Raw genomic sequence first — 19,521 nt, forward strand, 5'->3', positions numbered from 1 at the left:
CCGTAGTACAGACTCGGAAGGAGGTTCCAGAATGGGCCGCAGCTTAAAAAAAGGACCTTTTGCAGATGACCACTTATTAAAGAAGGTTGATGCACAAAAAGATTCAGAAAAGAAGCAGGTAATCAAAACATGGTCACGCCGTTCAACAATCTTCCCGACATTCATCGGATTGACAATTGCAGTATATGATGGACGCAAACATGTTCCTGTTTATGTAACAGAAGATATGGTAGGTCACAAACTAGGTGAATTCGTACCTACGCGCACATACAAAGGCCATGGTGCCGACGATAAGAAAACAAAACGCTAATTGAGAGGAGGTTTATCCTGATGCAACAAGCTAAAGCATCTGTACGCACAGTCCGCATTGCTTCTCGCAAAGTTCGTTTGGTCGTTGATCTTATTCGCGGCAAGAATATCGGTGAAGCTATGGCGATCCTACGACTTACGCCCAAAGCGGCATCTCCGGTTGTAGAAAAGCTACTAAAATCAGCAATTGCAAATGCTGAGCATAACTACGAAATGAACACTGAGAATTTATATGTCAGCGAAGTATTCGTAGACGAAGGACCAACAATGAAACGTTTCCGTCCACGTGCACAAGGTCGTGCAAGTGCGATTAACAAACGTACAAGCCACATTACATTAGTGGTATCTGAAAAGAAGGAGGGGTAATTAGTGGGCCAAAAAGTACATCCTAATGGACTGCGTGTCGGTGTCATCCGTGACTGGGACTCGAAATGGTACGCGGAAAAAGATTATGCGTCCTTACTACACGAAGACTTAAAGATTCGTGAATATCTTGAAAAGCGTCTTGTAGATGCATCACTTTCTAAAGTAGAAATTGAGCGTGCTGCTAAGCGTGTAAATATTACAATCCACACTGCAAAGCCAGGTATGGTTATCGGTAAAGGTGGTTCTGAAGTTGAAACACTTCGTAAGAGCCTTAACGAAATCACGGGCAAGCGTGTACACATCAATATTGTAGAAGTAAAACGTGCTGATTTGGATGCGAGATTAGTCGCAGAATCAATCGCTCGTCAATTAGAAAGCCGTGTTTCTTTCCGTCGTGCTCAGAAACAAGCGATTCAACGTACAATTCGCTCTGGCGCAAAAGGAATTAAAACACAAGTGTCTGGTCGTCTAGGCGGTGCTGATATCGCTCGTGCTGAACACTATAGTGAAGGAACTGTCCCTCTTCATACATTGCGTGCAGATATAGATTATGCACACGCTGAAGCTGATACTACTTATGGTAAGCTTGGCGTTAAAGTATGGATTTATCGTGGCGAAGTCCTTCCAGTCAAGAAGAACTCTGCGGAAGGAGGCAAATAATTATGTTGATGCCTAAACGTGTTAAACATCGTCGTGTTTTCCGTGGGAAAATGCGCGGTCAAACAAAAGGTGGCGCTACAGTTCAATTTGGTGAATTTGGTCTTCAATCTCTTGAATCAGGTTGGATCACAAACCGTCAGATTGAATCAGCTCGTATTGCTATGACTCGTTATATGAAGCGTGGCGGTAAAGTGTGGATCAATATTTTCCCACACAAACCATATACAAAGAAGCCTCTTGAAGTCCGGATGGGTTCCGGTAAAGGTGCTGTAGAAGGCTGGGTAGCAGTTGTTAAACCTGGTCGAGTAATGTTCGAAATTGCAGGTGTTTCAGAAGAAGTAGCTCGTGAGGCATTAAGACTCGCATCGCACAAACTTCCTGTAACAAGCAAGTTTGTAAAACGAGAAGAAATTGGTGGTGAGTCTAATGAAAGCTAAAGAAATTCGTGACTTAACAACTGCAGAGATCGAGCAAAAAGTGAAATCACTTAAAGAAGAGCTTTTCAACCTTCGCTTCCAGTTAGCGACAGGTCAATTAGAAAACACTGCACGCATCCGTGAAGTACGCAAATCGATTGCGCGCATGAAAACTGTAATACGTCAAAGAGAAATCAGTGCAAATAACTGATGAAGGAGGTTGCAGCCATGACTGAGCGTAACCAGCGCAAAGTATACACAGGCCGTGTCGTTTCCGACAAAATGGATAAAACTGTCACGGTAATGGTAGAAACATACAAAAAACATTCTTTATACGGTAAGCGTGTAAAGTATTCTAAAAAACTAAAAGTTCATGATGAGCTGAATGAAGCGAAAATCGGCGACGTAGTTCGTATTATGGAAACTCGTCCGTTGTCAGCTACTAAGCGTTTCCGTCTTCTAGAAGTCGTTGAAAAAGCAGTCATCATCTAATAGGTTTTTAACTCAGATTTTCGGAAGGAGGTAACCTCGATGATTCAACAGGAAAGTCGAATGAAAGTTGCTGACAACTCTGGAGCACGTGAAGTACTAACAATTAAGGTGCTTGGTGGTTCAGGTCGTAAAGTAGCTAATATCGGTGATATCGTTGTTTGTACGGTTAAGAAAGCAACACCAGGCGGAGTTGTTAAGAAGGGTGACGTTGTAAAAGCGGTCATCGTTCGTACGAAAAGTGGAGTTCGTCGTAAAGACGGTTCTTACATTTCATTTGATGAAAATGCTTGTGTTATTATCCGTGATGATAAAGGACCACGTGGAACACGTATTTTCGGACCAGTTGCTCGCGAACTTCGTGATAACAACTTCATGAAAATCATTTCACTTGCTCCAGAAGTTCTTTAATTCTAATGACAGAGCCAGTCAAGGAGGTGCGATAGAATGCACGTTAAAAAAGGCGACAAAGTTATGGTGATCTCTGGGAAAGACAAAGGTAAAACAGGTGTGATCCTAACTGCTTATCCAAAAAAAGATCGTGTGCTTGTTGAAGGTATCAATATCGTCAAAAAACATACGAAACCTAACCAAGAGAATCCTCAAGGTGGAATTGTAAGCCAAGAAGCTGCGATTCATGTCTCAAACGTGATGGTCATCGATCCTAAAACAGGTGAGCCGACTCGTGTTGGTTATAAAGTAGAAGACGGTAAGAAAGTACGTATTGCAAAAAAATCCGGTGAAGCACTGGACAAGTAAGCAAGGTATGAAAGGAGGTCCGACTGATGAGTCGATTGAAAGAGAAATTTTCTAAAGAAATCACACCTGCTCTAATGAGCAAGTTTGAATATACATCTGTTATGCAAGTACCTAAAGTAGATAAAATCGTTATCAACATGGGTGTAGGTGATGCAGTTCAGAATACAAAAGCACTTGATGCTGCTGTTGAAGATCTTGCGACTATCTCAGGTCAAAAGCCAGTCATAACAAAAGCAAAGAAATCTATCGCTGGTTTCCGTTTGCGTGAAGGTATGCCGATCGGAGCTAAAGTAACGCTTCGCGGTGAGCGTATGTACGAGTTTCTTGATAAATTAGTTACTATTTCATTACCCCGTGTACGTGACTTCCGTGGCGTTTCTAAAAAAGCGTTCGATGGTCGTGGGAACTATACACTAGGTGTAAAAGAGCAACTTATTTTCCCGGAAATTGACTTCGATAAAGTATCAAAAGTACGTGGGATGGACATCGTCATCGTGACGACTGCAAACACTGATGAAGAAGCACGTGAATTGCTCGCACAGTGTGGCATGCCGTTCCAAAAGTAAAATAATAGGGAGGCGAAAACGTGGCTAAGAAATCAATGATAGCTAAACAGAAACGTACGCCAAAGTACGAAGTACAAGCATATACTCGCTGCGAACGTTGTGGTCGTCCACATTCAGTATATCGCAAATTTAAACTTTGCCGTATTTGTTTCCGCGAACTTGCATACAAGGGACAACTTCCTGGCGTCAAAAAAGCCAGCTGGTAAACCCCTAATTAGGGAAGGAGGTTAATTCAAATGACAATGAGTGATCCGATTGCAGATATGCTTACACGCATCCGTAACGCGAACATGGTTCGCCACGAGAAGCTTGAGGTACCTGCTTCAAACGTAAAGAAAGAAATCGCTGAAATCTTAAAACGAGAAGGTTTCGTTCGCGATGTAGAATACGTGGAAGATAACAAACAAGGTATCATCCGCATTTTTCTTAAATACGGTCAAGATAACGAACGCGTCATCAATGGCTTAAAACGTATTTCTAAACCAGGACTTCGTGTGTATGCAAAATCAAATGAAGTACCTAAAGTATTAAATGGTCTAGGTGTTGCACTAGTTTCTACATCAAATGGTGTACTAACTGACAAAGAGGCCCGCGCTAAACAAGTCGGCGGAGAAGTCGTCGCTTACGTTTGGTAATCAGCAACAAATGAATGGAGGTGCAATTGAATGTCCCGTATTGGTAATCGTCAGATCGATGTTCCTGAAAACGTTACTGTAACAATTTCAGATGAGAACTTCGCAACTGTTAAAGGACCGAAAGGTGAACTTTCGCGTCAATTAGATAAAGAGATCATGATCAATCAGGAAGGCAATGTCATTACATTGGCTCGTCCTTCTGAATCTAAAGCTCACCGTTCAATCCACGGTACTACACGTTCTGTGCTTAACAACATGGTAGTTGGAGTATCTACAGGATTCGAGCGTACACTAGAATTAGTTGGGGTTGGATACCGTGCGTCAATGCAAGGCAAGAAGCTTGTATTGAATGTTGGGTACTCACATCCAGTTGAATTTACACCAGAAGAAGGTGTAGAAGTTGAAGTACCAGCGAACACTAAAATTATTGTTCGTGGCTACAACAAAGAACACGTAGGTGCTCTTGCTTCTAACATCCGTCAAGTACGTCCACCAGAGCCGTATAAAGGCAAAGGTATTCGTTATGAAGGCGAAGTCGTTCGTCGTAAAGAAGGTAAAACAGGTAAATAATACCGCCTGAGGTATTTGGAAGGAGTGACCACGATGATTACGAAACAAGATAAAAACGCTGTCCGTAGAAAACGTCACGCACGTGTGCGTTCGAAAATCAGCGGAACTGCAGAGCGTCCACGTCTAAACGTTTACCGTTCAAACAAACATATCTATGCACAATTGATTGACGACACAAATGGTGTAACAATCGTTAGTGCTTCTACAATGGATAATGGTGTTGAGGCTGGATCTACAGGTAACACTGAAGCTGCAGCTAAAGTCGGCGAGCTTATTGCAAAGAAAGCTGTAGAAAAAGACGTCAAAAAGGTTGTCTTTGACCGTGGCGGATATCTTTTCCATGGCCGTGTTAAAGCCCTAGCTGACGCAGCACGCGAAAATGGACTTGAATTTTAATTAAGAAGGAGGGACATATTTCATGCGTCGTAATGATCAAAACAAAAGTGAGTTTGAAGAACGCGTAGTAACGATCAACCGAGTTGCGAAAGTTGTAAAAGGTGGACGTCGTTTCCGCTTTACTGCACTTGTCGTAGTCGGTGATAAAAACGGTCGTGTCGGTTTTGGTACTGGAAAAGCACAAGAAGTTCCAGATGCAATCCGTAAAGCAATTGAAGATGCAAAGAAAAACTTAATTGTAGTACCAATGGTTAAGGGTACAACTCCACATGAAGTTATCGGCCGTTTTGGTGCAGGACAAATCCTCATCAAACCAGCTGCTCCAGGTACTGGAGTAATTGCAGGTGGACCTGTCCGTGCGGTACTTGAGCTTGCAGGTATCACTGATATTCTTTCTAAATCTCTTGGATCAAGCACTCCAATCAACATGGTACGTGCAACAATCGAAGGATTGCAGAATTTGAAACGCGCAGAAGAAGTAGCAAGATTGCGTGGTAAATCTGTAGAAGAACTTTTAGGTTAAGGGGGGAAACACAATGGCGAACAAACTTGCAATCACCCTTACGAAAAGTGTAATCGGTTCTAAGCCGACACAACGTAAAACAATTGAAGCATTAGGTCTTCGAAAGTTAAATCAAATTGCTGAGCACCAAGACAATGCTTCGATCCGTGGTATGATCACTAAAGTAAGCCACTTGGTTACAGTTAAAGAAATTTAAGTAACACTTTATAATAAGGAGGTGCCGATAAGATGAAGTTACACGAACTAAAACCAGCTGAGGGATCACGTAGAAACCGTAAACGCGTTGGTCGTGGGATCGGATCTGGAACTGGAAAAACTTCTGGTAGAGGTCATGATGGTCAAAACTCACGTTCAGGCGGCGGTGTACGTCTTGGTTTCGAAGGTGGACAAATTCCTCTTTTCCAACGACTTCCTAAGCGTGGGTTCACGAACATCAATCGTAAGGATTATGCAATCGTTAACCTTGATACGTTGAATCGTTTTGAAGAAGGCACGGAAGTAACGCCGGAATTGCTACTTGAAACAGGTGTTGTAAGTAACGCTAAATCTGGTATCAAGATTCTTGGTAATGGAACTCTTGACAAAAAGATTACCGTGAAAGCTAACAAATTCTCCGCTTCTGCAAAAGAAGCAATTGAAAAAGCAGGCGGGCAAACAGAGGTGGTATAATGTTTCAGACAATCTCTAATTTCATGCGTGTGAAAGAGATCCGGTCTAAAATAATTTTCACCCTCCTAGTGCTCATCGTATTTAGACTAGGGACATTTGTTCCGGTTCCAAACGTCGATGCAACTGCTTTACAACAATCAAATAACCAGTTTATCGGTTTTTTGAATACTTTCGGTGGAGGAGCACTTTCCAACTTTTCAATCTTCGCGATGGGGATCATGCCGTACATTACGGCTTCCATCATTGTGCAGCTCTTGCAAATGGACGTTGTGCCGAAGTTTACTGAGTGGTCTAAGCAAGGGGACGTCGGAAGACGAAAGCTTGCACAGTTCACGAGGTACTTCACGATTGTTCTTGCTTTTATCCAAGCTATCGCTATGTCCTTTGGTTTCAACCAAACATTCGGCGGTGCGCTAATTAAAGATAACAGTGTGTCTACATACGTCGTCATTGCGATTGTGTTGACTGCAGGAACAGCTTTCCTTCTATGGCTTGGTGAGCAAATTACTGCAAAAGGTGTTGGAAATGGTATTTCAATCATTATCTTTGCAGGGATTGTCGCGGGTATTCCGAATGCTGTAAACCAGTTGTATGTAACGCAAATACAAGACGCTGGAGATGCACTATTCATTCGAATTGCAACAATGGTCTTACTATTACTCGTAATCGTTGCGATTGTTGTTGGAGTTATTTATTTCCAAGAAGCATTGCGGAAAATTCCGATTCAATATGCAAAACGCGTATCAGGACGTAGTCAATCCGTTGCAAGTCAACAAACTCATTTACCTTTGAAACTGAATGCTGCGGGTGTTATTCCAGTAATCTTTGCGGTGGCTTTCTTCATCACGCCACAACAAATCGCTCCGTTTTTCGGTGAGAATAGTGTAACTAAAACAATCATACGGATTTTCGATTATACGAATCCGATTGGTATGATTTTATACGTAGCACTTATTATCGCGTTTACTTATTTCTATGCGTTCATTCAAGTGAACCCAGAGAATATGGCAGACAACTTGAAAAAGCAAGGTGCATATATTCCAGGAATTCGTCCGGGTGCAAACACTCAAAAGTACTTAACAAGTACTCTGTACAGACTAACATTTGTCGGCTCTATTTTCTTAGCAGTCGTCGCTGTTATGCCGATCTTCTTCATTAATTTGGCGAATCTACCTCAATCTGCCCAAATCGGTGGAACGAGTTTGCTCATCGTAGTCGGGGTTGCACTTGAGTCGATGAAGCAATTGGAATCACAGTTAGTGAAAAGACATTACAGAGGATTTATGAAATAAAAAGCAATAGCCTGACCTATTGTGTAACTAAATGGAGGGCAAGGACGTATGAATATCGTATTAATGGGTCTGCCGGGTGCTGGTAAAGGTACGCAAGCAGACAAAATTGTCGAGAAGTACGGAATCCCTCATATTTCTACAGGCGATATGTTCCGTGCTGCCATCAAAGATGGCACGGAACTTGGAGTTAAAGCAAAATCGTTCATGGATCAAGGCGCATTAGTTCCTGATGAAGTTACCATTGGTATCGTACGTGAACGTTTGAGCAAATCGGATTGTGACAAAGGCTTTCTTCTTGATGGATTTCCTAGAACAGTCCCTCAAGCTGAAGCATTAGATGCTTTGCTTGAAGACTTAGGTAAACAAATTGAGTATGTATTAGACATTGAAGTCGATACAGAAGAATTAGTTGCTAGATTATCAGGACGTCGTATTTGTAAAGTGTGCGGAACTTCTTACCACTTGATTTTCAATCCATCAAAGGTTGAAAATGTTTGTGATAAAGATGGTGGCGAACTTTACCAACGTGCAGATGATAATCCCGAAACTGTCATGAATCGTCTGGAAGTAAATATGAATCAGACAGCACCTTTACTCGACTTTTATGGCGAAAAAGGCGTGTTGACAAAAGTTAATGGTCAACAAGACATTACTCTCGTATTCAAAGACTTGGATGCAGTTTTACAACAAAGTACAAAGTAATCAATCCTTTTCGGGCACATCTGCATCACTTTTCGGAAAGCAATGATTGAAAACGAGCTGCAAAAGCGTAAATTGCCCGGTATTGGACAAATGAGAGTTTATAATTGATTCTTAAGTTGTTGCTACATGCATTGTGCTGCAAATCGCGGTATAATATGTAATTGGTAACAGCTGTGAACCATAAAGGATCTCACTCGCAGAAATGCGAAACAGCGAAATGTGGCAGACGTCTTTCGAACATCACTCATGCGAACTGGACATATGTTGAAGGAAGCTTTTTGAAGGCGACTGATGCCGCTCGATGGTGAAAGCCTTTATTGGATATAGAAGGGAGACAGGATTGATGGCGAAGGACGACGTAATTGAGGTAGAAGGAACTGTTCTTGAAACGTTGCCAAATGCGATGTTTAAAGTGGAGTTAGAAAACGGACATACGGTACTAGCACACGTATCGGGTAAAATTCGTATGCACTTTATTCGTATATTGCCTGGCGACAAAGTGACAATGGAACTTTCGCCTTATGATTTGACACGTGGTCGTATCACATACCGTTTTAAATAAACTTTTGCACTCCGGAATACTGAAGGAGGTTGGGTAAGATGAAAGTAAGACCATCTGTAAAACCGATCTGCGAAAAATGTAAAGTTATTCGTAGACGCGGCCGAGTAATGGTAATCTGTGAAAATCCAAAACATAAACAAAGACAAGGCTAAAACACAAGGAGGTGCACAACTTATATGGCACGTATTGCTGGTGTAGACGTTCCGCGCGATAAGCGCGTTGTCATTTCATTGACATACATTTTTGGTATTGGTAAGACAACTGCAAAAAGTATTTTGAATGCAGCTGAAATTTCTGAAGAGACTCGAGTTCGTGACTTAACAGATGCTGAACTTGATAAAATTCGTGAACAAATTGACGGCTTGAAGGTAGAAGGAGATCTACGTCGTGAGACTTCTCTAAACATCAAGCGTTTGATGGAAATCGGTAGTAACCGTGGAATCCGTCACCGTCGTGGATTGCCTGTTCGTGGTCAAAACACGAAAAACAATGCACGTACGCGTAAAGGTCCAAAACGTACAATTGCAAACAAGAAAAAATAATAGGTAAAGGAGGGCTCTTTCCAACATGGCACGTAAACAACAAACTCGTAAACGTCGTGTGAAAAAGAATATTGAAACTGGTATTGCACATATCCGTTCGACGTTCAATAATACTATCGTTACTATTACAGATAGCCACGGTAATGCACTTTCATGGTCTAGCGCTGGTGCACTTGGCTTTAGAGGTTCCCGTAAATCTACTCCATTTGCTGCACAAATGGCTGCTGAAACTGCAGCAAAAACAGCAATGGAACACGGTTTAAAATCATTGGAAGTAACAGTTAAAGGCCCTGGTGCTGGTCGTGAAGCGGCTATCCGTTCACTACAAGCTGCAGGACTTGAAGTTACAGCGATCAGAGACGTAACTCCGGTTCCGCACAATGGTTGCCGCCCGCCAAAACGTCGTCGCGTATAATCGGTTTGAATCTATTGGATTAAGAAAGACAATTTTTGTTAATACTGTTGAAATAGGTTATCTATTATCAGTGAATTCAATATGGTTAAACCACTATAGAAGACGTTTTGAGGAGGGTAAATAAATGATCGAGATTGAGAAACCAAAGATTGAAACAGTAACAATTGGTGAAGATTCACAGTTTGGTAAGTTTATTATCGAACCATTAGAGCGTGGATATGGAAATACCCTAGGGAATTCCTTACGTCGCATTCTTTTGTCTTCATTGCCAGGAGCTGCTGTGACATCAATTCAAATCGATGGAGTACTTCATGAATTCTCTACAATTGAAGGCGTCGTTGAAGACGTATCTACAGTTATTTTGAATGTGAAGAAACTTGCTCTCAAAATTTACTCAGATGATGAGAAGGTTATTGAGATCGATGTGAAGGGTGAAGGCGTCGTGACGGCTGCAGATATCACACATGATAGTGATGTCGAAGTATTAAATCCAGATCTCCCGATTGCTACTCTCGGTAAAAATGGACATTTACGTATGCGTATGTATGCTGTACGTGGACGCGGATATGTTCCTTCCGATCAAAACAAACGTGAGGATCTAGCGATTGGTGTGATTCCAATCGACTCGATTTACACTCCGGTTTCACGCGTTAATTTCCAAGTTGAAAATACTCGCGTCGGCCAAAGTACCAACTTTGATAAGTTGACACTTGATGTATGGACAGATGGCAGCATAGGTCCTAAAGAGGCTGTTTCACTAGGAGCTAAAATTCTAACTGAACACTTAAATATATTCGTTGGTATGACTGACGAAGCACAAACTGCAGAAATCATGGTAGAAAAAGAAGAAGACCAAAAAGAAAAGGTTTTAGAGATGACGATTGAAGAACTTGACCTTTCTGTCCGATCTTATAACTGCTTGAAGCGTGCAGGCATCAATACTGTTCTAGAACTTGCTAACAAGTCCGAAGACGAAATGATGAAAGTGCGAAACTTGGGCCGTAAATCACTTGAAGAAGTGAAGGCTAAATTAGACGAGCTAAACCTTGAGTTACGCTCTGAAGAATAACTGACATATACTTGAAGGAGGGTAACTTCAAATGGGATACAGAAAACTTGGACGCACAAGTTCACAACGTAAAGCAATGCTACGCGACCTAACTACAGATTTAATCGTTCATGAGAGCATCCAGACAACTGAAGCACGTGCGAAAGAATTGCGTTCTGTAGTTGAAAAGATGATCACTCTTGGTAAACGTGGAGATCTTCATGCACGTCGTCAAGCTGCTGAATATATGCGTCGTGAATTGGTAACTGTTGAAAATGAAGAGGGCGAAGAAGCAACTGTGTATGCACTTCAAAAACTTTTTGATACAGTGGCACCACGTTACGCAGATCGCCAAGGCGGTTATACACGTATAATGAAAATGGGTCCTCGCCGCGGCGACGGAGCACCAGTAGTAATTATCGAATTAGTGTAATTCCGTAAACTTAGAGGGTGTGTCTGTCAAGCACAGCCACACCCTTTTATTTCATTTATAAGATTTATACGACTGAAAAGCTGAGTGTTATGATCCGCGAGCAATCGACTGGTCTAGCTCTACGTACCTCATCTGAGATGTCGGCATGAGCACCCGGCATTTACGTTTTCAAAAGGCGCATTCCTTAGATGAGGTACGCGCTTTTTTTTTATACATAAGAATTGTTGCTTACTGATCACTACATAGAATATCCAAAAGGAGGAGCCTGAATGAAGGAAATTGCATCGATGCATCATGTAAAGTTTTCATATGATACAGAAGAGGAAGAGGCTTCACATGTCCCGAAGAAAGCACTAGATGATGTGTCCTTTACTCTATATGAAGGTGAGTGGCTAGCAGTTGTAGGTCACAATGGATCAGGAAAGTCGACACTTGCGAAGCTGTTAATCGGTTTGTTGTTTCCTTCGTCTGGCGAAGTTAACCTCTTTTTGGAAAATTTGAACGAAGGAAACTTATGGCAGGCGCGCTCACGTATGGGCATTGTTTTTCAGAATCCGGACAACCAATTCGTAGGTTCTACAGTTCAGGATGATGTGGCATTTGCATTAGAGAATAATGGAGTCTCTCACGACATCATGGTAAAGCGTGTACATGAAGCGCTAGATCAAGTGAAAATGGTGGATTATATCAACCATGAGCCACACCATTTATCTGGCGGGCAGAAGCAGCGAGTAGCAATCGCTGGGGCACTAGCACTACAACCGGATTTGTTAATCTTGGATGAAGCAACGTCTATGCTCGATCCACAGGGTCGAGAAGAAGTAATTGAGATTGTAAAAAAACTGCGTGCTGAAATTGGTTTGACAGTTGTCTCGATTACGCATGATTTGGAAGAAGTCTTACTAGCAGATCGGATCCTCGTCATGAATGAAGGGAAAGTTCTACTGACAGGAACACCGCAAGAGATATTCGGAAAAGGCACAGAGCTTGAAACCATTGGACTGGATTTACCGTTTGCGTTACGGGTTTCAGAGTTACTAAGAGAATTAGGTTTCGAGATTCAGGGCAACCATATGACAGAAGAAGAGTTGGTGAATGAATTGTGGACATTTCACTTAAGCAAGTAGGTTATTTATACGCGAAAGATTCACCGTTTGAAAAGCGGGCATTGCAGGACGTGACTGCCACTATTCCTTCAGGCTCTTATACGTCAATCATCGGTCACACGGGGTCAGGTAAATCGACACTGTTACTTCATTTGAATGGTCTGTTGAAACCATCTGAAGGTGTAGTAAAGATTGGTGAGACAATAATTACAGCACAGACGAAAGGTAAGCAGATGAAGGAAGTGCGACAGAAGGTTGGTATCGTTTTTCAATTCCCAGAGCATCAGTTGTTTGAAGAGACGGTGGAAAAAGATATAATGTTTGGACCTCTTAATTTCGGAGTCCCCAAAGAAGTAGCACGTGCTCGAGCCCATGAATTGGTGAAATTGCTCGGTCTGCCTGAAGATGTCCTTCAAAAGTCGCCGTTTGAGCTGTCAGGCGGTCAAATGCGGCGTGTGGCGATAGCTGGAGTACTAGCGTTCAAGCCGTCTGTGTTAGTGCTGGACGAGCCAACAGCAGGTCTAGATCCTAGGGGACGTAAGGAAATCATGGAACTGTTTAATCAACTTCATGAACAGGAAAACCTGACGACTATTTTAGTGACGCATAGTATGGAAGATGCGGCTCGTTATAGTGATCGGATTGTTGTTATGCACGAAGGAACATCAGTAATGGAAGGCACGCCTGAGGAAATTTTCAGTCAAGAAGAACGATTACACTCTTATAGGCTTAGTGTGCCGCGATCGGTTCGTTTCCAACGTAGAATGGAAAACTTAATTGGTCAGCGATTTAGTCGGCTTGCCTTAACAGAAGAAATACTAGCGCAAGAGTTATCCACAACCCTTGCTGGAAAAGGAGAGCGGCCATGCTAGAAAAAATGATTATCGGCCGTTTTATTCCTGGAAATTCTATAGTCCATAGGATGGATCCCCGTTCTAAGTTATTATTTGTATTTTTATTTGTTGTTGCCGTTTTTTTGGCAAATAATGTCGCATCTTATGCCGTGTTACTAGCCTTTACAGTATTCGTTATCGCACTTGCTAGAATTAGACCTTACTTTTTAGTGAATGGTTTGAAACCAGTCATATTTTTGATTGTCTTTACGCTGTTATTGCATATATTCTTTACGCGTGAAGGTCCGATCATATTTGAATGGAAGTTTATCAAAATCTATGAAGAAGGATTGCGAATGGGTATTTTCATTTCTATTCGTTTCCTAGTGCTCGTGTTAGTCACGACAGTGTTAACGCTGACAACTTCTCCGATATCGATTACCGATGGACTAGAGACGTTGCTTAATCCGTTCAAGAAGTTAAAATTGCCCGTTCATGAACTAGCGTTAATGATGTCGATTTCATTGCGTTTTATTCCAACATTGATGGATGAAACGGATAAAATTTTGAAGGCTCAATTGGCGAGAGGTTCTGACCTAAGTACTGGCTCGATTAAAGAACGGATCCAAGCAGTTATTCCATTGCTCGTCCCCTTATTCGTCAGTGCATTCAAACGAGCCGAGGATTTGGCTGTCGCTATGGAAGTGCGAGGCTATCGCGGTGGTGAGGGAAGGACAAGGTTCCGCCAGTTATCCTGGCAAATGAAAGATACAGCTGTACTGATTACATTTGTGTTATTAGTTGTCGTGCTTGTTTGGGTAAGGAAGTGAATAAAATGAAACGAATGAAAGCAATCGTATGCTATGATGGGACGAATTTTGCAGGCTATCAATCGCAACCGGGGATGCGCACGGTTCAGTCTGAAATCGATAAAGTATTAGTTAAATTGCATAAGGATCCTTCTATTCACTCTGTAGCGAGCGGCCGTACGGATTCCGGTGTTCATGCATTAGGACAAGTCATTCATTTTGATACACCGCTAGATTTGGCTGATCGATGGGTGACTGCGCTGAATGTATTATTGCCGAAAGATGTTCGCATAACGAAAGTGGAGGTCGTGTCTGACGATTTTCATGCGCGATATGGAGCAAAAGGGAAGACGTATAGATATAAATGGTCCTACAGTGAAGTACAAAGCCCTTTTGAGCGAAATTTTTCGGTTCATTTAGGTAGATGGAATCCGGATATTGATCGTATGAATGCAGGAGCCGTACACTTAATCGGGACGCATGATTTTACAAGTTTTTGCTCAGCGAAAACTGCAACGAACAATAAAGTTCGGACAATTCGTAAGTTAACACTTGAACGACAGCAGGATGAATTAATATTAGAAATAGAAGGCGATGGCTTTCTTTACAATATGGTACGTACGATTGCAGGTGTTTTATTGGCGGTAGGGATTGGCTGGGATGAGCCGGAAGACGTCTACAAGATACTTCAGGCAAAAGATCGTCAAAAGGCCGGCAAGACAGCGCCGGCACATGGTTTGTACCTAGTGGAAGTCACGTATTGAAGGCATGGCAACTAATCCTGGTGTTTTCATAAAAACGCTTGACTTTATTGAAAATAAAGGTTAACATGATAAATGGTATTTCAATAACCCCACAATGAGCCCCGGAAGTTTATTTGTGTTTAGGGATAGAGAAAACAATGGAACAGATTGATACTTTTAGGAGGATTACAATATGCGCACAACATTCATGGCTAAAGGTCACGAAGTAGAACGTAAATGGCTAGTTGTCGACGCTGAAGGACAAACGCTTGGACGTCTTGCTTCAGAAGTTGCAACACTATTACGCGGTAAACATAAACCAACGTTTACACCACATGTTGATACAGGTGACCACGTCATCATTATCAATGCAGAAAAAATTCAATTGACTGGTAACAAGTTGAAAGACAAGCTTTACCACCGTCACTCTGGGTACACAGGTAGCATTAAAACTCGTACTGCTCTTGAGATGCGTACTAACTACCCGGTTAAAATGCTTGAACTTGCGATCAAAGGAATGCTTCCAAACGGTCCTCTAGGTCGTCAAACAATCAAGAAATTACACGTTTATGCTGGTCCAGAACATCAGCACGCAGCACAAAAACCAGAAGCATTTGAGCTTCGCGGATAATTAAGAGGAGGAAACACACTTGGCACAAGTACAATATATCGGCACTGGCCGTCGTAAAAGTTCAGTAGCTCGTGTACGTCTAGTTCCTGGCGAAGGCAAAATTGTCGTCAACAACCGTGACGTAGAAGACTACGTACCATTCGAAACACTTCGTGAAATCATCAAACAACCACTAGTTGCAACGGAAACACTTGGAAGCTACGATATCCATGTTAACGTAAACGGTGGAGGTTACACAGGTCAAGCAGGAGCAATCCGTCACGGCGTAGCTCGTGCGTTGCTAACTGTAGATCCAGATTTCCGTCCAGTATTGAAATCAGCTGGCCTTCTAACACGTGACCCACGTATGAAAGAACGTAAGAAGCCAGGTCTTCGCGGCGCTCGTCGTGCACCTCAGTTCTCAAAGCGTTAATATTGGTTTCATACCAAACTTTACAGCCCCTTTCCGAGTTTATCGGAAAGGGGTTTTTTAGATTCTCAAACAACTCGCACAGACTATAGAGGAATAGAAATCGCAATTATCCATAGCGGAGCAAATAATCTTTCTTAAGGGTTCCGAAAATAAACCTGGTGTATATTTGTAGATTCAAAGATTGTATGTTATATTTATGAAAATTAAATAACTTAATTTAAATAAGTGCTCACATTGTGAGGTAAAAGGGAAACTAGTGAAAATCTAGTACAGCCCCCGCTACTGTAAAAGCTGATGAAATTACAAAACCACTGAGAAATCGGGAAGGTGTAAGAGTAAAATGAAGCTTGAGTCAGGAAACCTGCTTATTTAAACGACACATACTTTTCGGAGGGAGAAGTATAGGCGGGACAATTTTATTAATTGTCCTATGTTTCAGTATGATTTCTATATACTTTCACATGCCTACACTTCCTTGAAAAGGAGTGTAGGCATTTTTTATTTGGAGGGAAACCATGAAAAAGGGAAAAATTTTTGTTGTTGGATTCGGTCCCGGAGCTACTGAACATATTACAGGACGAGCGTTAACGGCACTGCAAGAAAGTGATTATATTATTGGTTATAAAACTTACGTAGAGCTGATTAAGCATTTAGTGACAGCGAAGTCCATTGTTAGCACAGGCATGACAGAAGAAGTATCGCGTGCAATAGATGCTGTTAAGAAAGCGGAGGCGGGCGGTATTGTCTCAGTTATTTCCAGTGGTGATTCAGGTGCGTATGGTATGGCAGGATTAGTGTATGAAGTGCTTGTTGAAAAGGGTTGGACTGAAGCAGAAGGAATTGAAGTAGAAATTGTTCCAGGTATATCAGCAATTAATTCATGCGCGAGCTTACTGGGCGCACCTGTCATGCATGATTCTTGTACGATCAGTTTAAGTGACCATCTAACACCATGGACGGTTATCGAAAAACGAATTGAAGCAGCTGGGATGGCGGATTTTGTAATTGCTTTATACAATCCGAAAAGTGGACGCAGAACACGTCAAATTGTAGAAGCACAAAATATTTTACTAAAATATCGTTCCCCTGACACACCTGTAGGGCTAGTGAAAAGTGCGTATCGTGAAAATCAACACATTGTCCTGACAACATTATCTGAAATGCTTGAGCATGATATCGGAATGTTGACAACTGTCATTATCGGTAACTCTTCCACTTTCTTTTATGAAGATAAAATTATTACGCCAAGGGGCTATCAACGAAAATATACATTAGGGGAAGGTAAACAAAGATTAAGACCGCATCAGCGCTTAAAAAAGGAAGCGGAACCATGGGCGCTTGATCAAGAAACTGGAGAAGCGCAATCAGGTTATGAGGAAATCATTAGAAAGACACCTGAGCAGGCTCCAATACAACAGAAAGAACAAGAGCAAAAGGTTCAGACAATGGACATGGCTTTAAAGGCCTTATCACTGGTGTCAAAAGAAGAAGTGCCAAATCCATTTTTGGTAAGACAGCCTATCGAGAATATATTTGAATTTTCAGTTTCACCTGGTGTTGCTAATAAAATGATCACAGCAGAGCAAATGCGTGTAATGGCTGAAGTCGTTGGTGAGAAGGGTACCTTGGAATATACTCCGGATCATCGTTTTTTAGTAAAGGTTACAACAGATAATCCTGAAGCGATTGTTGAAAAGCTTGAAGAAAATCATTTAACAGTCATGCCGGCAGGGGAAGTCTTAAAAGTCAAAGCATGTGATTTTTGTTACGGAGAAAAGGCAGATTCTATCCCATATGCAGAAGAAATCGCAGCAAAGTTTGAAGGGATGAAGCTTCCGAAGCAATTGCATGTTGGGTTCAATGGTTGCGGAATGGCGTGTTATCGCCCTGTGTTTGATGATATTGGGATTGTGTACCGGAAGAAAAAATTTGATTTATTTATTGGTGCGAAGCCAGTTGGTCGTACTGCCCATGCCGCTCAACCTATAGCAGAGGGAATTGAGCCAGAAGATTTAATCCCACTAGTAACCAAAATTATAGAAGAATACGAACAAAATGCACATCCTAACGAACGTTTCTTTAAGTATTTTAAACGTGTCAAAAAAGTTTTGAACTATGACTATTACGACATGAGCTGCAAGATTGAAGTAGAGCCAGCACCTTGTGGAGATTAGGAGGAAACTATGATTTTATTTTTAGCAGGTACTAGCGATGCTAGAGCTTTAGCCATTCGTTTGCAGAGTCTCGGCTACCCTCTAATAGCCACAGTAGTCACCGAATCTGCGGCAGAAAGTTTAAAAGAGAACGCTATCTCGTATCAGGTGGGTCGGTTAACAGTGGATGACATGGTAGCGCTGATCAAGAAGTATGAGATGACTTGTGTAGTGGATGCTAGTCATCCCTATGCGGAAGAAGCTTCGAAAACTGCTATGACAGCAGCAAAGGCATGCGGTATTCCATATATTCGCTATGAACGTCCGAAAGAAGAATTTGTTTCTCCGCTGATTACAGAGGTTGACAGTTATGAAGACGCTGCTAAGCTAGCTCAAACGCATAAAGGGACGATTATGTTAACAACGGGCAGTAAGACGTTGGAAGTGTTTACAAACTACTTATTGCGCGATGAAATTAGATTGATTTGCAGAATGCTCCCAAACGTAGGGAATATGGAAAAATGCGACAGATTAGGGATTAAACAAAAGGATATTGTCGCAATACAAGGACCGTTTTCTGAATCACTCAATAAGTCTTTGTGCGAGCAATATGATGTGACGTTAATGATTACTAAGGAAAGCGGCAAAGTAGGTTCTGTTGATGAGAAAATAACAGCCGCCTTAGAACTAGAGATACCCGTTATTTTGATTAAACGACCAAAGCTTCAATATGAAAATTTTTGTACGTCTTTTGAAAAAGTTACACAACTATTAGGAGGTTTTACTTTTGAAAAATCCAAACATGAACTTTAATACGAAATTCACACCGCTAACTGTAGATCCAGATAAAATTTATGATCACAGTTTCTCAATCATCAAAGAAGAGATGGGGGAACATCCATTTACAGACGAGCAGTGGATGGTAGTTCGCCGCGTGATTCATGCTTCAGCAGATTTTGAGTTAGGACGCAGCATGATTTTCACACCTGATGCACTCGAAGCAGGAATCCAATCGATTTTAGCAGGCCGTCACGTCGTGGTGGATGTACAAATGATAGAAAGTGGCTCAGGCCGCAAACGATTCCAGAAGCATAACAGCGACTTACATTGTTACATTGCGGATGAGGATGTCGCAAAAGAAGCGAAAGCCCAAGGTACAACACGTGCGATTATTTCGATGCAAAAAGCAACACGTTTGCACGAAGGTGGAATTTACGCCATCGGTAATGCGCCAACTGCATTGTTAGAGTTAATTCGTTTAATTAAAGAGGGTATCGCCAAACCGGATTTAATTATTGGAATGCCGGTCGGCTTTGTTTCGGCAGCGGAATCAAAAGAGGAACTGGCAGTACTTGAGGGTATTCCATTTATCACTAATGTGGGGAGAAAGGGTGGCAGTACAGTGACAGTAGCCGCACTGAATGCCATTTCGATTATGGCAGATGAGCGCGCAAAGCAAACAAACTAAAAAAGATCCTTCAA

Annotated in this window: 33 protein-coding genes and 1 riboswitch; all 33 genes read left to right on the forward strand. The window is 41.9% G+C overall.

Features of this window, described 5'->3' with window-relative positions; genetic code table 11:
* Positions 1-31 precede the first annotated feature (31 nt).
* The gene (gene rpsS, locus ORD22_RS03665) at positions 32-310 is read left to right on the forward strand and encodes a 30S ribosomal protein S19 (RefSeq protein WP_081243208.1); all 279 of its coding nucleotides are present in this window, start codon (positions 32-34) and stop codon (positions 308-310) included.
* A gap of 20 nt (positions 311-330) precedes the next feature.
* Positions 331-675, forward strand: coding sequence for a 50S ribosomal protein L22 (gene rplV / locus ORD22_RS03670; protein WP_099687615.1), 345 nt, complete (start codon positions 331-333; stop codon positions 673-675).
* A gap of 3 nt (positions 676-678) precedes the next feature.
* A complete protein-coding gene (gene rpsC, locus ORD22_RS03675; RefSeq protein ID WP_317644534.1) occupies positions 679-1,335 on the forward strand; it encodes a 30S ribosomal protein S3 in 657 nt (218 codons plus the stop codon).
* Between the two features lie 2 nt (positions 1,336-1,337).
* On the forward strand, positions 1,338-1,772 hold the full coding sequence (gene rplP / locus ORD22_RS03680) for a 50S ribosomal protein L16 (protein WP_317644535.1): 435 nt from the start codon (positions 1,338-1,340) through the stop codon (positions 1,770-1,772).
* On the forward strand, positions 1,762-1,962 hold the full coding sequence (gene rpmC, locus ORD22_RS03685) for a 50S ribosomal protein L29 (RefSeq protein WP_009499049.1): 201 nt from the start codon (positions 1,762-1,764) through the stop codon (positions 1,960-1,962). Before rplP ends, rpmC begins: the two co-directional genes overlap by 11 nt.
* A gap of 17 nt (positions 1,963-1,979) precedes the next feature.
* The gene (gene rpsQ / locus ORD22_RS03690; RefSeq protein ID WP_317644536.1) at positions 1,980-2,243 is read left to right on the forward strand and encodes a 30S ribosomal protein S17; all 264 of its coding nucleotides are present in this window, start codon (positions 1,980-1,982) and stop codon (positions 2,241-2,243) included.
* A gap of 39 nt (positions 2,244-2,282) precedes the next feature.
* A complete protein-coding gene (gene rplN, locus ORD22_RS03695) occupies positions 2,283-2,651 on the forward strand; it encodes a 50S ribosomal protein L14 (RefSeq protein WP_317644537.1) in 369 nt (122 codons plus the stop codon).
* Positions 2,652-2,687: 36 nt separating this feature from the next.
* A complete protein-coding gene (rplX, locus tag ORD22_RS03700; protein ID WP_099687619.1) occupies positions 2,688-2,999 on the forward strand; it encodes a 50S ribosomal protein L24 in 312 nt (103 codons plus the stop codon).
* 26 nt (positions 3,000-3,025) lie between these two features.
* Positions 3,026-3,565, forward strand: a complete 540-nt coding sequence (gene rplE / locus ORD22_RS03705) for a 50S ribosomal protein L5 (RefSeq protein WP_085132008.1) — start codon at positions 3,026-3,028, stop codon at positions 3,563-3,565.
* A 20-nt stretch (positions 3,566-3,585) separates the two neighbouring features.
* A complete protein-coding gene (locus tag ORD22_RS03710) occupies positions 3,586-3,771 on the forward strand; it encodes a type Z 30S ribosomal protein S14 (RefSeq protein WP_317644538.1) in 186 nt (61 codons plus the stop codon).
* Between the two features lie 30 nt (positions 3,772-3,801).
* Positions 3,802-4,200 (forward strand): 30S ribosomal protein S8, encoded by a 399-nt coding sequence (gene rpsH, locus ORD22_RS03715; protein WP_029053265.1) that lies wholly within the window; start codon positions 3,802-3,804, stop codon positions 4,198-4,200.
* 30 nt (positions 4,201-4,230) lie between these two features.
* Entirely contained in the window at positions 4,231-4,770 is a 540-nt protein-coding gene (gene rplF, locus ORD22_RS03720; RefSeq protein WP_317644539.1) for a 50S ribosomal protein L6, read from the forward strand.
* 33 nt (positions 4,771-4,803) lie between these two features.
* On the forward strand, positions 4,804-5,166 hold the full coding sequence (gene rplR / locus ORD22_RS03725) for a 50S ribosomal protein L18 (protein WP_317644540.1): 363 nt from the start codon (positions 4,804-4,806) through the stop codon (positions 5,164-5,166).
* Positions 5,167-5,188: 22 nt separating this feature from the next.
* Positions 5,189-5,689 carry a 30S ribosomal protein S5 gene (gene rpsE, locus ORD22_RS03730; protein ID WP_317644541.1) on the forward strand — a complete coding sequence of 167 codons (501 nt, stop codon included), beginning with the start codon at positions 5,189-5,191 and terminating at the stop codon, positions 5,687-5,689.
* A 13-nt stretch (positions 5,690-5,702) separates the two neighbouring features.
* Positions 5,703-5,885 (forward strand): 50S ribosomal protein L30, encoded by a 183-nt coding sequence (gene rpmD / locus ORD22_RS03735; RefSeq protein WP_317644542.1) that lies wholly within the window; start codon positions 5,703-5,705, stop codon positions 5,883-5,885.
* Between the two features lie 32 nt (positions 5,886-5,917).
* A complete protein-coding gene (gene rplO, locus ORD22_RS03740) occupies positions 5,918-6,358 on the forward strand; it encodes a 50S ribosomal protein L15 (RefSeq protein WP_317644543.1) in 441 nt (146 codons plus the stop codon).
* Complete coding sequence (secY, locus tag ORD22_RS03745) at positions 6,358-7,650, forward strand: preprotein translocase subunit SecY (RefSeq protein ID WP_317644544.1); 1,293 nt, start codon at positions 6,358-6,360, stop codon at positions 7,648-7,650. The genes rplO and secY overlap by 1 nt, the downstream gene beginning before the upstream one ends.
* 48 nt (positions 7,651-7,698) lie before the next feature.
* A complete protein-coding gene (locus tag ORD22_RS03750) occupies positions 7,699-8,352 on the forward strand; it encodes an adenylate kinase (protein WP_317644545.1) in 654 nt (217 codons plus the stop codon).
* 343 nt (positions 8,353-8,695) lie between these two features.
* The gene (gene infA / locus ORD22_RS03755; RefSeq protein ID WP_040759924.1) at positions 8,696-8,914 is read left to right on the forward strand and encodes a translation initiation factor IF-1; all 219 of its coding nucleotides are present in this window, start codon (positions 8,696-8,698) and stop codon (positions 8,912-8,914) included.
* A 38-nt stretch (positions 8,915-8,952) separates the two neighbouring features.
* A complete protein-coding gene (gene rpmJ / locus ORD22_RS03760; protein WP_076758849.1) occupies positions 8,953-9,066 on the forward strand; it encodes a 50S ribosomal protein L36 in 114 nt (37 codons plus the stop codon).
* A gap of 24 nt (positions 9,067-9,090) precedes the next feature.
* Positions 9,091-9,456: a 30S ribosomal protein S13 gene (gene rpsM / locus ORD22_RS03765; protein ID WP_317644546.1), complete on the forward strand. Its 366-nt coding sequence runs from the start codon at positions 9,091-9,093 to the stop codon at positions 9,454-9,456.
* A 25-nt stretch (positions 9,457-9,481) separates the two neighbouring features.
* Positions 9,482-9,871, forward strand: coding sequence for a 30S ribosomal protein S11 (gene rpsK, locus ORD22_RS03770; RefSeq protein WP_009499031.1), 390 nt, complete (start codon positions 9,482-9,484; stop codon positions 9,869-9,871).
* Between the two features lie 124 nt (positions 9,872-9,995).
* A complete protein-coding gene (locus ORD22_RS03775) occupies positions 9,996-10,940 on the forward strand; it encodes a DNA-directed RNA polymerase subunit alpha (protein ID WP_009499030.1) in 945 nt (314 codons plus the stop codon).
* A 31-nt stretch (positions 10,941-10,971) separates the two neighbouring features.
* Positions 10,972-11,352, forward strand: a complete 381-nt coding sequence (rplQ, locus tag ORD22_RS03780; protein ID WP_317644547.1) for a 50S ribosomal protein L17 — start codon at positions 10,972-10,974, stop codon at positions 11,350-11,352.
* Positions 11,353-11,621: 269 nt separating this feature from the next.
* Positions 11,622-12,479 (forward strand): energy-coupling factor ABC transporter ATP-binding protein, encoded by an 858-nt coding sequence (locus ORD22_RS03785; protein WP_317644548.1) that lies wholly within the window; start codon positions 11,622-11,624, stop codon positions 12,477-12,479.
* The gene (locus ORD22_RS03790) at positions 12,455-13,330 is read left to right on the forward strand and encodes an energy-coupling factor ABC transporter ATP-binding protein (RefSeq protein ID WP_317644549.1); all 876 of its coding nucleotides are present in this window, start codon (positions 12,455-12,457) and stop codon (positions 13,328-13,330) included. Before ORD22_RS03785 ends, ORD22_RS03790 begins: the two co-directional genes overlap by 25 nt.
* Positions 13,324-14,121 carry an energy-coupling factor transporter transmembrane component T family protein gene (locus tag ORD22_RS03795; RefSeq protein ID WP_317644550.1) on the forward strand — a complete coding sequence of 266 codons (798 nt, stop codon included), beginning with the start codon at positions 13,324-13,326 and terminating at the stop codon, positions 14,119-14,121. Before ORD22_RS03790 ends, ORD22_RS03795 begins: the two co-directional genes overlap by 7 nt.
* 5 nt (positions 14,122-14,126) lie before the next feature.
* A complete protein-coding gene (truA, locus tag ORD22_RS03800; protein ID WP_317644551.1) occupies positions 14,127-14,864 on the forward strand; it encodes a tRNA pseudouridine(38-40) synthase TruA in 738 nt (245 codons plus the stop codon).
* A gap of 172 nt (positions 14,865-15,036) precedes the next feature.
* Entirely contained in the window at positions 15,037-15,474 is a 438-nt protein-coding gene (gene rplM, locus ORD22_RS03805; RefSeq protein WP_317644552.1) for a 50S ribosomal protein L13, read from the forward strand.
* A 19-nt stretch (positions 15,475-15,493) separates the two neighbouring features.
* Complete coding sequence (gene rpsI / locus ORD22_RS03810) at positions 15,494-15,886, forward strand: 30S ribosomal protein S9 (protein ID WP_099687636.1); 393 nt, start codon at positions 15,494-15,496, stop codon at positions 15,884-15,886.
* A 206-nt stretch (positions 15,887-16,092) separates the two neighbouring features.
* A riboswitch (cobalamin riboswitch) is annotated at positions 16,093-16,269 on the forward strand.
* Positions 16,270-16,401: 132 nt separating this feature from the next.
* A complete protein-coding gene (cobJ, locus tag ORD22_RS03815) occupies positions 16,402-18,060 on the forward strand; it encodes a precorrin-3B C(17)-methyltransferase (RefSeq protein ID WP_317644553.1) in 1,659 nt (552 codons plus the stop codon).
* A 9-nt stretch (positions 18,061-18,069) separates the two neighbouring features.
* Positions 18,070-18,852 carry a precorrin-6A reductase gene (gene cobK / locus ORD22_RS03820; RefSeq protein WP_317644555.1) on the forward strand — a complete coding sequence of 261 codons (783 nt, stop codon included), beginning with the start codon at positions 18,070-18,072 and terminating at the stop codon, positions 18,850-18,852.
* Positions 18,842-19,507 carry a precorrin-8X methylmutase gene (locus ORD22_RS03825; protein WP_317644598.1) on the forward strand — a complete coding sequence of 222 codons (666 nt, stop codon included), beginning with the start codon at positions 18,842-18,844 and terminating at the stop codon, positions 19,505-19,507. The genes cobK and ORD22_RS03825 overlap by 11 nt, the downstream gene beginning before the upstream one ends.
* Positions 19,508-19,521: the final 14 nt, after the last annotated feature.

The sequence above is a fragment of the Sporosarcina sp. GW1-11 genome (assembly GCF_033088395.1).
GTDB lineage: Bacteria > Bacillota > Bacilli > Bacillales_A > Planococcaceae > Sporosarcina.